Source organism: Niveispirillum sp. BGYR6 (assembly GCF_027568365.1).
In the GTDB taxonomy this organism is placed as follows: domain Bacteria; phylum Pseudomonadota; class Alphaproteobacteria; order Azospirillales; family Azospirillaceae; genus Niveispirillum.
On sequence record NZ_JANLNL010000002.1, the window covers coordinates 1 to 15,426 of the forward strand.

At 66.2% G+C, this 15,426-nt stretch carries 14 protein-coding genes; 3 read left to right on the forward strand and 11 right to left on the reverse strand.

Going from position 1 to position 15,426, the window contains the following annotated elements; genetic code table 11:
• Window positions 1–1,276 precede the first annotated feature (1,276 nt).
• Together PCJ49_RS03930 and PCJ49_RS03935 are read left to right on the forward strand one after the other, a co-directional pair.
• Window positions 1,277–1,822: a hypothetical protein gene (locus PCJ49_RS03930; RefSeq protein WP_269909825.1), complete on the forward strand. Its 546-nt coding sequence runs from the start codon at window positions 1,277–1,279 to the stop codon at window positions 1,820–1,822.
• A gap of 99 nt (window positions 1,823–1,921) precedes the next feature.
• Window positions 1,922–2,290, forward strand: a complete 369-nt coding sequence (locus PCJ49_RS03935) for a hypothetical protein (RefSeq protein WP_269909826.1) — start codon at window positions 1,922–1,924, stop codon at window positions 2,288–2,290.
• A 181-nt stretch (window positions 2,291–2,471) separates the two neighbouring features.
• Here the strand turns inward: PCJ49_RS03935 and PCJ49_RS03940 are convergent, their stop codons facing one another.
• The 11 genes from PCJ49_RS03940 to lgt form a co-directional block, all read right to left on the reverse strand.
• Entirely contained in the window at window positions 2,472–3,263 is a 792-nt protein-coding gene (locus PCJ49_RS03940) for a MinD/ParA family protein (protein ID WP_089289695.1), read from the reverse strand.
• A complete protein-coding gene (locus PCJ49_RS03945; RefSeq protein WP_269909827.1) occupies window positions 3,260–4,270 on the reverse strand; it encodes a GTPase in 1,011 nt (336 codons plus the stop codon). The genes PCJ49_RS03940 and PCJ49_RS03945 overlap by 4 nt, the downstream gene beginning before the upstream one ends.
• A gap of 82 nt (window positions 4,271–4,352) precedes the next feature.
• On the reverse strand, window positions 4,353–6,467 hold the full coding sequence (gene flhA, locus PCJ49_RS03950) for a flagellar biosynthesis protein FlhA (RefSeq protein ID WP_269909828.1): 2,115 nt from the start codon (window positions 6,465–6,467) through the stop codon (window positions 4,353–4,355).
• A gap of 199 nt (window positions 6,468–6,666) precedes the next feature.
• Entirely contained in the window at window positions 6,667–8,169 is a 1,503-nt protein-coding gene (locus tag PCJ49_RS03955; RefSeq protein ID WP_269909829.1) for a sigma-54 dependent transcriptional regulator, read from the reverse strand.
• A gap of 55 nt (window positions 8,170–8,224) precedes the next feature.
• Window positions 8,225–9,115 (reverse strand): MotA/TolQ/ExbB proton channel family protein, encoded by an 891-nt coding sequence (locus PCJ49_RS03960; protein WP_269909830.1) that lies wholly within the window; start codon window positions 9,113–9,115, stop codon window positions 8,225–8,227.
• Window positions 9,112–9,444 carry a flagellar motor switch protein FliN gene (fliN, locus tag PCJ49_RS03965; protein ID WP_089289690.1) on the reverse strand — a complete coding sequence of 111 codons (333 nt, stop codon included), beginning with the start codon at window positions 9,442–9,444 and terminating at the stop codon, window positions 9,112–9,114. Before fliN ends, PCJ49_RS03960 begins: the two co-directional genes overlap by 4 nt.
• A gap of 50 nt (window positions 9,445–9,494) precedes the next feature.
• The gene (locus tag PCJ49_RS03970) at window positions 9,495–10,205 is read right to left on the reverse strand and encodes a FliH/SctL family protein (RefSeq protein WP_089289689.1); all 711 of its coding nucleotides are present in this window, start codon (window positions 10,203–10,205) and stop codon (window positions 9,495–9,497) included.
• A gap of 18 nt (window positions 10,206–10,223) precedes the next feature.
• The gene (gene fliF, locus PCJ49_RS03975) at window positions 10,224–11,879 is read right to left on the reverse strand and encodes a flagellar basal-body MS-ring/collar protein FliF (RefSeq protein WP_269909831.1); all 1,656 of its coding nucleotides are present in this window, start codon (window positions 11,877–11,879) and stop codon (window positions 10,224–10,226) included.
• 210 nt (window positions 11,880–12,089) lie between these two features.
• Entirely contained in the window at window positions 12,090–12,854 is a 765-nt protein-coding gene (gene pgeF / locus PCJ49_RS03980) for a peptidoglycan editing factor PgeF (RefSeq protein ID WP_269909832.1), read from the reverse strand.
• Window positions 12,855–12,871: 17 nt separating this feature from the next.
• Window positions 12,872–13,975, reverse strand: a complete 1,104-nt coding sequence (locus tag PCJ49_RS03985) for an SAM-dependent methyltransferase (RefSeq protein ID WP_269909833.1) — start codon at window positions 13,973–13,975, stop codon at window positions 12,872–12,874.
• Window positions 13,972–14,802 (reverse strand): prolipoprotein diacylglyceryl transferase, encoded by an 831-nt coding sequence (lgt, locus tag PCJ49_RS03990; RefSeq protein ID WP_269910496.1) that lies wholly within the window; start codon window positions 14,800–14,802, stop codon window positions 13,972–13,974. The genes PCJ49_RS03985 and lgt overlap by 4 nt, the downstream gene beginning before the upstream one ends.
• A 211-nt stretch (window positions 14,803–15,013) precedes the next feature.
• Between lgt and PCJ49_RS03995 the strand changes: the two genes are divergently transcribed.
• On the forward strand, window positions 15,014–15,313 hold the full coding sequence (locus PCJ49_RS03995; protein ID WP_269909834.1) for an accessory factor UbiK family protein: 300 nt from the start codon (window positions 15,014–15,016) through the stop codon (window positions 15,311–15,313).
• Window positions 15,314–15,426 lie beyond the last annotated feature (113 nt).

A 15,426-nucleotide genomic window follows, 5' to 3' on the forward strand; every position in this document is an offset into this window, starting at 1 on the left:
CGGTCCTGCGGGTGGATTTGGCAGCGTCGGGCGCGGTGTCGGGCCAATGGGCGGCGCGGTCGGTGGCGTTGGTGGCTGCGCCCCGCGCAGGCGCGCTTCCGTTACCGGTGTGGCGTTCCCGTCCGGAAGAGCCCGGGCGGGTTGCTGCGGGGCGGTTGGCGCCGGTCCTGCGGGTGGATTTGGCAGCGTCGGGCGCGGTGCCGGGCCGACGGGTGGCGCGGTCGGTGGGGCTGGCGGCTGCGCGCCGTGCAGGCGCGCTTCCGTTACCGGTGCTGTGTTCCCGTTCGGGAGAGCCTGAGCGGGTTGCTGCGGAGCGGTTGGCGCCGGTCCAGCGGGTGGATTCGGTAGCGTCGGGCTTGGTGTCGGGCTGATGAGTGGCGCGGTCGGTGGGGCAGGCGGCTGCGCGCCGCGTAGCCGGGCTTCCATCACCGGTGCTGTGTTCCCGTTCGGGAGAGCCTGAGCGGGTTGCTGCGGAGCGGTTGGCGCCGGTCCTGCGGGTGGATTTGGCAGCGTCGGGCGCGGTGTCGGGCCAATGGGCGGCGCGGTCGGTGGCGTTGGTGGCTGCGCCCCGCGCAGGCGCGCTTCCGTTACCGGTGTGGCGTTCCCGTCTGGGAGAGCCTGAGCGGGTTGCTGCGGAGCGGTTGGCGCCGGTCCTGCGGGTGGATTTGGCAGTGTCGGGCGTGGTGTGGGGCCGACGGGTGGCGCGGTCGGTGGCGTTGGTGGCTGTGCCCCGCGCAGCCGCGCTTCCGTTACCGGTGTAGCGTTCCCGTCCGGCAGAGCCTGGGCGGGTTGCTGCGGCGTTGTCGGCACCGGCCCTGATGGCGGGTTTGGCGCCGTCGGACTTGGTACAGGGCCAATGGGAGGGGCGGTTGGGGGTGCTGGCGGTTGTGCTCCGCGCAGGCGGGCCTCAATTATTGGAGCAGCGTTCCCGCCCGGAAGAGCCTGAGCGGGTTGCCGTGTGGGAGCGGAAGCCTGTTCTGCCGCCGGCGTTGGGCGCGGTGTCGCGCCGACGGGTGGCGCCGGCGGGGCCGAGATTGGTCGTCCGCCCCCGGTCTCTGGCGGCGTGTCGGCAACGGTCTCGCCCGCTGGCGATGCGGGGGGAACGGGCTGGAGGGGTTGGGGGGCAACCTCTGCAGCCGCACGCGGCGATGGGCTGCCCGGTCCGGGAAGGGTGGGAGCGGCCAGGCGCTGTGGCTCTCTCTGCGGCAGGGGCAGCGGGGCCACGGTGTTGGCGGGCGCTGCCGGTGCCTGAGCATTCTCACCGACATAGGTTCGGATGGCTGCTGCGGGACTGGCCGAGCGGGCAACCGGTTGGGATGGCGGGGCTGCATCGAAATCGGCAAAGGTCAGCAAGCCGCTGGCCGGTGGTTGCGGCAAAGCCAGACGGCCGGGCCGGGGCGGCGGTAAGGGGGCCTCCGTCGCCGGCCTGTCTTTGACGACAGGGGTAGCGTTGCCGCCCGCTGCACCCTCCGATGGAAGAGCCGGTTCCGGTGCCGGTTGTCCCGATACTGGCGGGCTCACCAGCCCCGGCGCCGGCATGGGGGCTGCTGGTGGCGGGGGAAGCGGATTGGGTCCCGCCACCAGCAGTGCCGCCGCCGGCATGGGAAGCGGTGGGGCTGCTGGCGTGCCAGTGGCCGGTGGCGTGACGACTGGCACCGTCGGGGCGGCCGCACCCGGTGCAGGGGCGGCGGGGATCAGCGGTCCTGGCAGGGGCGTACCCGCTGGGGCTGGCAAGGGGTTCCCCCCTGGGACCGGCATCGGTGCCGGTTCCGGCAGGAGCGGCGCCGGTGGGGTGGCGGTGCCTTGTGCCACTGGCGGCTGAGGCCCTGTTGCCGCTGCCGGTGACGGCGTAGCGGGCAGGGGTGTTGTCGGCAAGGGTGTTGGCGCCGTAGACGCCGTTTGCGTCGGGCTGCCGCCTCCCTTGGACAGGCCCAGCAGCGTGGCCAGCGCCTCAGCATCCCGGTCGGGCGGTGGGGCTTGGGTGCTGGTCGCGCGCGGCGGGGGTGGCAGCACCACCACCGCTGACAGCACCGCGCCCTGGATGATCAAAGGCAGGGGGGGCTGCGGCGTGACGGCGGGTGTTGGAACCGGCGGGGGGGCTGTTGTCACCACCTGCGGGGCGGCAGCGGTGGCTGGCGGTGGCGGGGCCAGGGCGGTGGCGCGCGGCGCGGTGCCCGGCACGCTCACCGGGATTTGCAGGGTTACCGGCCGGTCGGTGGGCAGGCGCACCGGGGTTTCCAGCCGCACATCGCCGGCTGCGGTGCGCAGGGTGGCTTCGCCATCCCGCTGATCCACCACCATGCCGGACAGCACGACGGCGCGGTCAAACCGCGCCAGCCGCTCCGGCACGCGGGCCAGGGTAACCTCCGCCAGGGGCGCCAGATTGGGGCCGCTGCCACTGGTGGCATTCCCGGCAGCATTGCCAAGGGATGGCAGGGATGGCCCCGTCATGGTGCCGCCCCCCTTTCGGGTCAGCCGACAGTCAGGCGCTGGGCCAGCGCCATGATATCCTGGGCGGCATCAGAGGTGGGGGAACGCACCAGCAGCGGCGTCTGTGTCTTGATGCTTTCCCGTACCTTCATGTCGCGGCGGATCACCCCGGCCAGTTGCGGGCTTTTGCCCAAGAACTTACGGCAGGCAGCCAGCAGTGTCTCGTAGGTCTTGTTCCCCTCATTGCGGGTCTGGGCCATGTTCACCACGACGCGCAGATCGGCCAACGGGTTGGCCTGATAGGAGAGCTTCAGGAAGGCATAGGCATCGGTGATGCTGGTCGGCTCATCCGTGGTCACCACCAGGGAGACGCCGGCCGGACCGGAGAAGGTGCGGACATTGCGGTCCACCCCGGCACCCAGATCGATCACCACATTGTCATAGCTGCGCGCCATGTCGGTCAGATCGTTGCGCAACTGGGACAATTTTGCCGGGGGAAGATTTGCCAGGCTGCCGGAACCGGAACGGCCGGCAATAATGTCGAACCCGCCTTCCGGATAGCGCGTGGTGGACCCGGCCAGCGTCACCACCCCGTCAATCACCTGTCCCAGATCGCGCTTGGGCATCAGGCCCAGCTGGATATCCACGTTGGCCAGGCCCAGATCGCCGTCAAACAGCAGGGTCTTGCGGCCCAGCTTGGTCAGCGCGTGCGACAGGGTGATGGAGAAAAAGGTCTTGCCGACCCCGCCCTTGCCGCTGGCGACGGCGAAAATATTCCGCTGCCGCAAGGGCGTGACATTGGCGGGAACGGCCATGCTGGTGAAGTCGCTCATGCGTGCGTCCCCGTCTGTTTGGTGCGCCGTTCGTCGGCCTGCAGTTCCGGCATCATCATCTTGGCCAAAATGGTGGGCGTCAGGGGGATCAGCCCATCGGCCACTTTCGTTGTCGCGCTGACATCTGCAAAAGCCAGGCCAGCCCCATGGGCGGCGGCCAGCAGGCTGCCGTAACGGCGTGCCATGTCCAGTCGGGTGGATAACAGGCGCTTGGCACCGATCTGGCGGAAGGCCAGTGCCATATCCACCGCCTCCACCGGGTCCAGCCCGGCCGGCATCACCAGCACCGGTTCCATGTCGGCGGCAACCAGGAAGTCGCGCAAATCCTTCATATCGCTGGCGTTATAGGGGTTGCGCCCGGCACTGTCGACCAGCACCTGATCCATCCCGCGCGACACGTCCAGCGCATCGGCCAGTGCGGTGGGGTCTTCCACCGTCATCAGGCGCAGTTTCAGCACCCGGGTGAAGGCCTGTAACTGTTCGATGCCCCCGGCACGGATCGTATCGGTCGAAATCACCCCGACGGGACGTTTCTGCAGGGCGCAGCGGGCACAGAGCTTGGCCACTGTCAGTGTTTTGCCGCCACCCGGCGGCCCCACCAGCATGATCGGCCGGGTGGCCCGGCCATCGGGCAGCGGCTGGAAATGGAACACACTGTCCAGGGCTGCCGCCAGGGCCGACAGGGGATCGCGGGCATCCATGTCGGACAATGTATCCATCATCCGTTGGTTCAGCTCCGCCGGCACCCCATGGCGCAGCAGGGCCTCAGAAACGATATCAATCGGGTCGGGTGCGGCCGGTTCGGCGAAACGCAGCGGGCTTTGCGATGCCTGAATGGCGGGGTGGGGGGCCAGAACGCCCTCATCCTCCTCAATCGCCGCGGTGACGCGGACGCCCACACCTTCCTCTTCCCGCGTGGCCACGATGATGGCGTCATCGCCCAGCACCTCGCGGACCAGGCGCATGGCGTCCTGCATTGTCGGCGCGTGGAACGATTTCAGCCGCATTCTACCTCTGCTTTCCAGGCTGCCCGGTCACGGCCACAAGGCCCCGTCCGGTCACCCAATCCGATCATTATACGCGGCCCCATCATATTTGGCCCAGAGTCTTGATCTTCGCCTTGGGATGAATCTCATTTTGCGACATGACCACCGTGGCCGGCCGGAACCGCTCAATGATGGAGCGGACGAAGGGCCGGATCGCCGGTGATGTCAACAATACCGGTGCTTCGCCCTGCATGGCGAATTTTTCGAAGGTCTGGCGCACGGCGGTGATGAATTGCTGCAGGCGCGACGGCGCCATGGCCAATTGCCGGTCATCGCCTTCCTGAACGATACTTTCTGCAAAGGCCTGTTCCCATTCCGGCGACAGGGTCACCAGGGGGATATAGCCCAGATCATTGGTGTTGGAGTCGGAGATTTGCCGCGCCAGCCGCGCCCGCACATGCTCGGTAATCTGGGTCATGTTGCGGGTATAAGCTGTGGCCTCTGCCACCCCTTCCAGAATGGTCGGCAGGTCACGCACGGAAACGCGTTCGCCCAGCAGATTCTGCATCACCCGCTGCAGCCCGCCAATATTGATATGGCCTGGCACGACATCGGCCACCAGTTTCTGGTGTTCCTTGCCCATTTCGTCCAGCAGCTTCTGCATCTCCGCATAAGAGAGCAGGTCGGCCATATTATCTTTGATCACCTCTGTCAGGTGGGTGGTCAGCACGGTGGGCGGGTCGACCACCGTATAGCCCTTGAACAGGGCCTCTTCCCGATAGGCCATGTCGATCCACATGGCCGGCAGGCCGAAGGTCGGCTCCGTCGTCGCCTCACCGGGAAGGGAGATGCGGTCGCCGCGCGGGTCCATGCAGAGCAGCATGTTCGGCCTGATATCGCCCCGGCCCGCCTCAATCTCCTTGATGCGGATCAGATAGGTATTGGGCGGCAGTTGCAGATTATCCTGGATGCGCACGGCCGGCATGATGATGCCGATTTCGCCGGCCAATTGCCGGCGCAGCCCCTTGATCTGGTCGGTCAGCCGATGCCCGGCCTCCGTATTGATCAGCGACAGCAGGCCATAGCCCAGTTCCAGCCGCACCAGATCGATGGCCAGCGCGGTGGCAATCGGCTCCTCCGCTGCTGGGGCGGGGGCGGCGGCCTGCGCTTCCTGCTTGGCTTCCAGCGCCTGCTTCATCAGGCGGGAACGCGGCAGGAAATAGGCACCCGCCGCCAGACCAATGGCCAGCAGCCCGAAGGAGATTTTCGGCATCCCCGGCAACATGCCGACGGCCAGCACCACCGCCGCCGTCAGGCCCAGGGCGGTGGGATAGAAGGTCAGCTGGCCGACCACCGCCTTGTCGGTGGAGCCGGTGGAACCGGATTTCGACACCATCAGACCGGCGGCCAGTGAGACCAGCAGCGCCGGGATCTGGGAGACCAGACCATCACCCACGGTCAGCAGCGTGTAGCTGGCGCCGGCCTGGGTGAAGCTCATGCCCTTCTGGGCAATACCGATGATCATGCCGACGATGATATTGACGAAGGTGATGACCAGACCGGCCACCGCGTCACCGCGCACGAATTTGGAAGCACCGTCCATGGCGCCGAAGAACTGGCTTTCATCCTCCAGTTCCTTGCGTCGCCGCCGCGCCTCCCCCTCATCGATCAGGCCGGCCGACAGGTCGGCATCGATGGCCATCTGCTTGCCGGGCATGGCATCCAGGGTGAAGCGGGCCGCCACTTCGGCGATACGGCCGGAACCCTTGGTGATGACGCTGAAATTCACCAGCATCAGGATGCCGAACACCGTGACGCCGATGATGAAATTGCCACCCATGATGAAATTGCCGAACGTCTGGATGACGTGACCGGCCGCTGCCGCCCCATTATGCCCTTCGCCCAATATCAACCGGGTCGAGGCCAGGTTGAGCGAAAGGCGCAGCATGGTGGAGACCAGCAGAATGGTGGGGAAACTGCTGAATTCCAGCGGCTTCTGGATCGACAGCACCACCATCAGGATCAGGATGGAAAAACCGAACGAAATGGTCAGGCCCACATCCAGCAGGAAGGTGGGCAGCGGAATGATCAGTACGACCACGATGGTCAGAATGCCCAGCGCGAATCCCACCTCGCCGCGCTTCACCGCTTCCACGGTCAGGCGCAGGGCATCCTTGGTGGAGCCCAAGGGGGATTGTTGTTGCGGCTGGTCGGTCATGCCGGTTCGATCATTCTGCTTGGCAAAGTTTTATTCGATTCTCTTAGTGTCTGTCCGGAAAGTTTCACGCTATCTCAACGTCTTACACGTTTCATCTTTAAACAATCCCGTCACCCCGGCCTTCGCCGGGGTGACGGGATTAAAACATTAACATGTCGAGAAAGAGGGAAAACTTTTCAGACGGCCTCTCAACAAGGGTTCAGCCAAGGGCTTCCGATTCCATGCCACTGGCTGGCGGCGGCACGGCGATGCCGCCTTCGCTATATTCCTTCAGTTTGTTGCGCAGAGTGCGGATGGAGATGCCCAGGATATTGGCCGCATGGGTACGGTTACCCAGCGTGTGTTTCAAGGTATCGATGATCAGGTCACGTTCCACATCCGCCACCGTGCGGCCCACCAGCGTGCGGGTGGCACTTTCCCCGGTGGGGATCACCGGGGCTGGCTGGGCTGGGGGCGGCTGATAAGCGGGTTGTGGCTGGTAGGGGCTGGGCTGATAGGCCGGCGGCGGGGTGTAGCCGCCGGCATTGCCATAGCTGGCGGCCGCACGCGCCGCGGCCGGGGCCACCGGCGGGGCGGCTGCCGCCGGGGCGGTATAGCTGGGCTCGGCCCCTGTCAGCAGAATGGCGTCTGGCCCAATCTCCGTCCCGCGGGAGAGCAGCACCGCGCGGTGCATGGTGTTTTCCAGCTCACGCACATTGCCGCGCCAATGATGGCCCTGCAGCATGGCCATGGCCTGGGCCCCGACATTGCGCTGGGGCAGCCCGTTGGCTTCGGAGTATTTGGCGGCGAAATGCTGGGCCAGCAGGGCGACATCGGCCGGCCGGTCGCGCAATGGCGGCAGGTTCAGGCTGACCACGTTCAGGCGGAAATAAAGATCCTCGCGGAACCGACCGGCCTTCGCTTCTGACAGCATGTCGCGGTTGGAGGTGGCCAGGATGCGGATATCCACCTTCACCGGCTGGTTGCCGCCCACCCGGTCGATCACCCGTTCCTGAATGGCGCGCAGCAGCTTGGCCTGCAGGCGCAAATCCATCTCGCTGATTTCATCCAGCAGCAGGGTGCCGCCATTGGCCTCTTCGAACTTGCCGATGCGGCGAGCGACGGCGCCGGTGAAGGCGCCCTTTTCATGCCCGAACAGCTCGGATTCCAGCAGGTTTTCCGGGATGGCCGCGCAATTGACGGAGACGAAGGGCGCATTGGCCCGCCGGCTCTTGCGGTGCAGATAGCGGGCCATCAGCTCCTTACCCGTGCCGCTTTCACCGGTGATCAGCACGGAGGCGTCGGACGGGGCAATCTGGTCGGCCATGGCCAGGGCGGCGGCCATGGCAGGGTCGCGGCTGACAATAGCGTGGCTTTCCTCCGCCACCGCCTCCAGCACAGCGGCGATCAGGTTGGCATCCGGGGGCAGGGGGATATATTCCTTGGCGCCGGCGCGGATGGCACGGACGGCGGCCTGGGCATCGGTGCCCACGCCGCAGGCCACCACCGGCACGGCGAACCTTTCATTCTTCAGCTGATCGACCAGCATCCCGACGTCAAGCTTGACGTCGATCATCACCAGATCGGCCCCCTGACCGCCCCGCAGCGCGTTCATGGCGCCATCGATGCTGTCAGTATGCGCCACCTTCGCGCCCTTCTGCAGCGCGATCTTCCCGGCAGCACTGATATAGCCTTCCAGCGTTCCAACGATCAGTAGACGCATCGTCCTTACCCTCTTGCCGGTCGGTTCGGCCCAATCGAACAGTCACACATAAAACTCAGTCGAAGCTGCTGATCCGAAGATCGGGCGGCAGCATCGTATTGATCAGCATTTCCAGGCGGCGCGGATTTTCCTGCCGCGCCACCGATCCCGCCGCGAGCAGATAAAGCCCATCCACCAGGGCTTCGCGTTCCGCATTGCGGTCAATCTTGGCCGCCAGGGGGGATAGCACCATGCTGCCCAGGATGGCACCATAGAAGGTGGTGATCAGTGCCACCGCCATGGCCGGCCCCACCGATGATGGATCGGACAGGTTGCCCAGCATCTGCACCAGCCCCACCAGCGTGCCGATCAGCCCCATGGCCGGCGCCACCTCTGCCGCGCGGCGCAGCACGGCTGCCGCCGTGCGGGCGCGGGCCATGTTGGCCTCAATCTCCGTGCGCAGGATGCGTTCGGCATCGTCGGCCGGCAGCCCATCGACAATCAGTTCCACCGCCCGGTGCAGCACCGGCCAGCCCTTTGTCGCCGCTGCCAGCGGATGCAGCGACAGGGGACCGTTACGCCGCGCATGATCGGCCAGCGACAAGGCCGTGCGGGCAGCCGAGGCCACATCGGGCGTGCTGGCCACCATGGTGCGGCCGATGGCACGGGCCGCCGCCCGCATGTCGGGCACGGAGAAGGAGATGGTGGTGACCGCCGCCGTTCCCCCCAGCACGATCAGCACGGAGGCCAGATCGAAAAAGGCACCGGCACCGCCGCCCAGGGCCAGCGCGCCGATAATCAGCAGCAGGGCCGCCCCCAGACCCAGGATGGTGGCCAGATCCAGCCGTCGGCGCAGGCGCGGCAAGGCCGGCGGCCGGGCTGGGCGCGCACCAGCATCCGCCGCCGGCGGGCTGCTGGTGGGGGGCGGGGCCCCGGCGCGTGGTTGGGCGGCGCTGCGGTCGCTCATGACCGGTCCGTCTTGATGATTTCGGTCATGGTGACGCCCAGCCGGTCTTCCACCACCACCACTTCGCCACGGGCAACCAGCCGATTATTCACATAGATATCAATGGCTTCACCGACCTTGCGGTCCAGTTCCACCACGGCCCCCTTGTTCAGCCGCATCAGGGTGCTGACCTGCATGTTGGTCTTGCCCAGCACGGCGGAAATCTGCACCGGAATGTCGTAGACCGATTCCAGATCCTTGACGACGGGCAATGCCTCCAGTTCGCCGCCGCCGCCATTGCCGCGATTGCCGTCGAACTCGTTCAGGCTCATATCGTCTTTTGCCGCCATCTTGATCCCAATTTGTTCCGGCGTTACCGGTAACGCTTTTTTCTATCCGCTCAGGCCGCCTGGGCCGGGCCGCCCGGCATCTGCCGCAGCCCGTCCCCGGCAATCCGCTCGATTTCTGCCCAAAGACCATTCACATCCCGCTCCGCCCCGCCGGCGGTCCAGTCGGCCTTCACATCCATCTCATGCAGTTTCGGGTCTGCCAGCACGGTGACCTGCCCGGCAAAGCCGTGCCGCAGGGCCATATCACCGATCTTGCCGCGCAGCTCCTCAAACCAGCGTTCATGGACGCGGAACACCAGTTTCGGTTCTTCCGCCAGCTCTTCCAGAAAGCTGGCGATGACTGTTTCGATCTCTGCCAGCCCGTCGCGCGCCACCAGACCGGGCCACAGCTTGCGGATGATGGCCAGGACCAGCCGGCTGGTATTCTGACGCCGTAGCGCCGTTTCCTGGTTCTGCACTCCCAGCAGCTGGCCAAGGGCAGATTCAACCCCCCGCAAGGCTGCCGACAATTCCTGCTGGGCGGCGGTTTCCGCCTCCTGCATTCCCTGGACGCGGCCTTCCTGCAGGGCGGCCGCCCGCGCCTGCTCCCGCGCCATCCGCACCTGCGCCTGCAGCTCCTCCACCGAAAAGGTGGGGGGCGGGGGAGGTGGCGGCGGGGCGGGGGGCAGCTCCGGCTCGGGTTCCGGCTCGGGTGCTGCCAACATGGGGGCCGCCCCTTCGTCGAAATCCTGGTCGAAGACGAATTTTTTGATCGTTGCCATGGGCTGGTTCTATCCGCCTCAGCTTTCCTGGTAGAGCCAGTTGCGGATGATCGATACCGCCTCTTCCGGGTGCTTTTCCACGATCTCCCCCACCTTGCGCAGGGAAGAGGCGCGCACCCGGCCATCGACGCGGTTGATGTCGATCATCTGCTCCAGTTCCTCGTTGGCCTGGGCGGCCTCCATCGCCAGTTCGCGGGCCAAGGCCCCGCCACCGGGGCCGGCCAGTTGCGGCACGCCGCTGCCATCAGACAGCAGGTCGGGCTCTTCCTCCAACTGCGGTGTGCGGTCCAGCACGCGGGTGATCATCGGCTTGATCACCAGCAGGATCACCAGGATGGCAACGATGGCCATGATCAGCATCTCGGCGATGCGCAGCACATCTTCCTTCGGGATGCCCAGAATGGTCTCGTTCAGGCCCGCCAGCTCATCATCCGGCCGGGCGAACTGCATATTGACCACTTCGACCATGTCGCCACGGGCCGGATCGACGCCGACGGCCGACTGGACCAGCCGCTGCAGCTGCGCCAGTTCCGCCTCGCTGCGCGGCTGATAGGTCTTGGTCCCGTCTTCCGCCGTGGTGTAATTGCCATCCACCAGCACGGCAACGGACAGGCGGCGTACCAACCCCGTCTCCCGCTCATGCACCTTGGTGGTCTTGCTGATTTCGTAATTGGTGGTTTCCTCCGTCCGGTTCTTCTTCTCCGAAGAACCGCCGGCGGCATTGCTGGCAGCATCACCATTGGGCAGGTTGGCGGCCACCGTCACCGGATCAACGCCGTCCTTGTTCTGGCTTTCCGAATTCTCCGACACCGACTGGGTGCCGCGCACCACCTGACCATCAGGGTCATAAACCTCGCTGTTGGTGGTGATGCGGTCGAAATCCATTTCCACCGACACCCGGGCCTGCACCTTGCCATGCCCGACGGACCGGCCCAGCAATTCCTCAATGGTGGCGGTCAGTTCCTGTTCGCGGGCCAGCCGGCGTTCCTCCGCCGAGGCGGCCATGGCCTCCGGCGAATTCGCCTTGGCGCTGCGCGACAGCAGCTTGCCCTTGTCATCGATGATGGAAACGTTCGAGGGTTCCATCTGCGGCACGGCGGCTGCCACCAGGGTCTGGATGGCCAGTACCTGATCCTTGGAAAGCTGCGTGCCGGGGCGCAGTTTCAGCACCACGCCGGCCGTCGGCGTCTGGGCCTGCCGGGCGAACAGTTCCCGCTTGGGCAGCACCAGATGCACGCGCGCATTCATCACCGGCTGCAAGGTCTGGATGGAGCGGACCAGCTCCCCTTCCTTGGCGCGCAGCTGCTGCACATTCTGCATGAAGGCGGTGGTGCCCAGCCCTTCGGGCTGGTTGAAAATCTCATTCCCGACATTACCGCCGCTGGGCAGGCCCTGCTGGGCCAATGTCATGCGCAGCCGGCCGACCTGATCGGCCTGCACCTCAATCCGGGTGCCGTCCGCGCTGGCCTTATAGGGGATTTTCTGCGTTTCCAGCTGCTGGATGATCGCGCCGCCATCTGACGGCGACAGGTCGCTGTACAGCAGCGACATGGTCGGGGTGGACCAGGAACCGGCGAAATAGATGATGGCGCCGATCGTCAACAGAACGGCGGCGCCGATCCCGGCCAGACGCGCAGGGCCGAGACCCCGCAATGTTTGCAGAAACGACTCCACGGGAACCGCGCTCCTGTCAGGCAAGGATCGTAGGCCAGACTCTACAAGGGATTAGCTGTAATTTCGAGCAGGATCGCACGGCACCTGTGAATGTCGGGTTAATCAAGTGGGCAAATTTTGCCTGATTTTTTGCAGCTGTGGCATTTTTGGTACGAGATACATCGAATTTGTACCGACTCTGCAATCGTCTTTGCAAACTGCAACGGTGGCTCAACCCAGCGCGATCAGGGAAATGCCCCGCCCATAATCCGGCTCCCCGCGCAGGGTGGTGCGGCGATAGGAGAAGAAGCGGTCCTCCTGGGTCACCGTATCCTGGCCGGCATGGGCAATGCGGCTGATGCCGGCGGCGCGCAGCCGGTCATCGACATAGCCCGCCAGATCGAACATCCAGTGGCTTTCGCGCCGGCTGGGCTTGAACAGCTTTGCATTGTCGGCGGCCATGGCCAGGAACCGGTCACGGAATTCCGGCCCCACCTCGTAACTGTCCCAGGCGATATGGGGGCCGACGGCGGCGCGGATGCGGGCAGGGTTGGCCCCCAGCTCCGCCATGGCGGCGACGGTTGCCGACAGCACGCCACCTGCCGCCCCCTTCCAGCCGGCATGGGCGGCACCGATGACGCCGGCCTCTGCGTCGCAGAACAGCACCGGCACGCAATCGGCCGTCAGGATGCCCAGCGCGATGCCAGGCCGGTCGGTCACCAGGGCATCGGCGCGCGGTGCGTCGGCCGGGGACCAGGGGGCAGTGACACGGGCCACGTCGGGGCTGTGGACCTGATACACGGTGACCAGCGCCTCGGGCGGCAGGCCCAGCGCCTGCATCGCCCGGGCCCGGTTCTCCCGCACATGGTCGGGATTATCGTTGGAGCCCAGGCCGCAATTCAGCCCGGCATAGATGCCGGTGGAGACACCGCCTGCACGGGTCATGAAACCATGGCGGATGCCGGGCAGGTCGGCCAGCAGGGGCAGGGTGATCATCTCGTTCTCCTTCCCGATCAGGGATGGGGGGCAAAGCCGGCCGGGGGGCCGAAACCGGGGCTGGTCAGGGCGATGGTCTTGAACAGCCGCCCCATCTGCCCCGGCTCCGTCAGGCGGGCGAGCGCGTTGGCAATATCCGCGGCCTGTTGGGGGCTGGCCTGGCGGGAAAGGGCGGCAGCGCGTGCCTCAATCCCCAGGGCCCGCAGTAAGTCCCCCTGATCGATGGTGCGGCCGGGGCCGGGATGCGCGTCGGCCCCCCGCTGCTGGGCCGCCTGGGCCAGGGCGGTGAAATCCACATGGGCGGTCAGGTCTGCCAGGCCGGGATCATCCAGCACCGGCACCATGCGATGGGCCCGCAGGGCCTGCAGTGTATCGCCGATGGCGGGGCCGGCATAGCCATAGTCAACCAGCAGGGCGGCACCGGGTGCTTCGGCCAGCCGCTGGCCGATCTCCCGTGCGATACCGATCCCGGCAGGGCAGAGTTCCGCCACCGCCCCGGCTGGAATGCGCGGATCGGCGAAGACCGGGTGCAGGGCGGCGGCCACCGGTGCCGGTTCCAGCATGAAGCAGAGATCGCCGCTCTCATCCAGTCCGACCTTGCGTTCGGCCCAGCCGCGTGGGCCGCGCACAAACTGGCGGATGGGCAGGGCGTCGAAAAATTCGTTGGCGACCAGCAGCATCGGCCCGGCCGGCACATCGGCCAGACTGTCATGCCATTGCGGGGAATAATCCCCCAGAATGGCGGCCTGTCGGGCGCGCAGGGTGGGGCTGGTTTCCACCAGGGCCAGCCGCAGGGCGGCATGGAAGGCCGGCACCCGGTGGGTGGCGCGCAGCGCATCGGCCATCAGGGTGCCGCGCCCCGGCCCCAGCTCCACCAGGGTCACCGGATCGGGGCTGCCCAGCCGCAGCCAGCAATCGGCCAGCCAGACGCCCACCATCTCCCCGAACATCTGGCTGATTTCCGGGGCGGTGGTGAAGTCCCCCGCGCTGCCCAGGGGGTCGCGGGTGATGTAATAGCCATGCTCTGGATGGCCCAGCGCCTCAGCCATAAAGCTGGCGACGCTGATCGGCCCGCTCAGCGCGATGCGCCGGGTCAGCAGGGGTAGCAGCGCGCTGGTCACGGTGCCTTTTCCTGCGCCACCGGGGCCGGCACGGGCGTGCCGAACGGGGCCCGCAGCACCATCCACATGCCGGCCAGCAGCATCGGCACAGAAAGAATCTGCCCCATGGTGGTGCCAAAGGCCAGGAACCCGACCTGGGCGTCGGGCTGGCGGAAGAACTCACCCACGATACGGGCAATTGCGTAACCGATCAGGAAACAGCCGGACAGGGTACCGGTGCGGGCACGCAGCGCCTGATTGCGCACCAGAAGGAACATCACGATGAACAGGACAATACCTTCCAGCCCGGCCTGATAAAGCTGGCTGGGATGGCGCGGAATGTCACCGCCGGTGGGGAAGATCATGGCCCAGGGCACATCCGCCGGACGGCCCCACAACTCCCCATTGACGAAATTGGCCAGCCGGCCCAGCAGCAGCCCCACCGGGGCGGCGCAGGCCACCAGATCGCCCAGCGCGAAGGGGGAGAAACCCCGCCGCCAGGAGAAGATCAGCATGGCGACGATCACCCCGCTGAGACCGCCATGGAAGGACATGCCGCCGTGCCACACACGGAGAATTTCCAGCGGATCGGCCAGATAGGCATCCAGATTGTAAAAGATGACACTGCCCAGCCGGCCGCCGATCAGGATGCCGCCGGCCGCCCAGATCAGAAAATCCGACAAATCATCCGGAGTCGGCCGCAGGCCGGTATTGCGGGCCAGCCGCATCGTGTACCAGAGCGCGAAGGCAATGCCGACGGCATAGGCCAGCCCGTACCATTTTATCGAAACGGGCCCCAGGGACAAAGCCACGGGATCGAAGGCGGGAAAGGGGATGGCAAGCATCATCAGCACCGTCGTCGCGGTTGGCATCTGGTCGGCAGGTCCGCCGATCACCAGATGAAGGGGTAGGCGCGCCGTTGCGGCGTGTCCACTGTCGCGGCCTATATAGGTGTGTCTTGACAGGCGGGGCAAGCGGGGCGCGCTTGCGGCTAACGCCATGGACAGAGCCCGATGTCGTCACCATAATGCCGCCCGCTTTTGAAAGGGGTATCAACCCATGCAGATCGAGAACAAGCTGTTGGATGACCTGGCCCGTGTGGCCAGCGGCGCCGTCGGCGCCCTGTCGGGCATCCGCGCGGAGGTGGAGGCGCAGTTCCGCCAGCAGTTCGAACGCATCCTGTCACAGATGGATGTCGTTTCCCGCGAAGAGTTCGAGGCCGCCAAGACCATGGCGGCGGAGGCCCGCGCCCACCAGGAGGAACTGGAGGAGAAGCTGGCCGCCGCTGCTCCGTTGGAAGAACGCGTGGCCAAGCTGGAAGCCCTGGTGGCGGAATTGCAGGCAGCCCGCCAGGGCTGAATGACGCTTTATCGGTTTTACGGATTGCCGGCGCCCCGCCGCTTTGCGGTGGGGTTTTGCCATGGTCGGGAAGGCCGTCAGTAGAACATGTGACAAAGGGGGGTGGGCCGGCA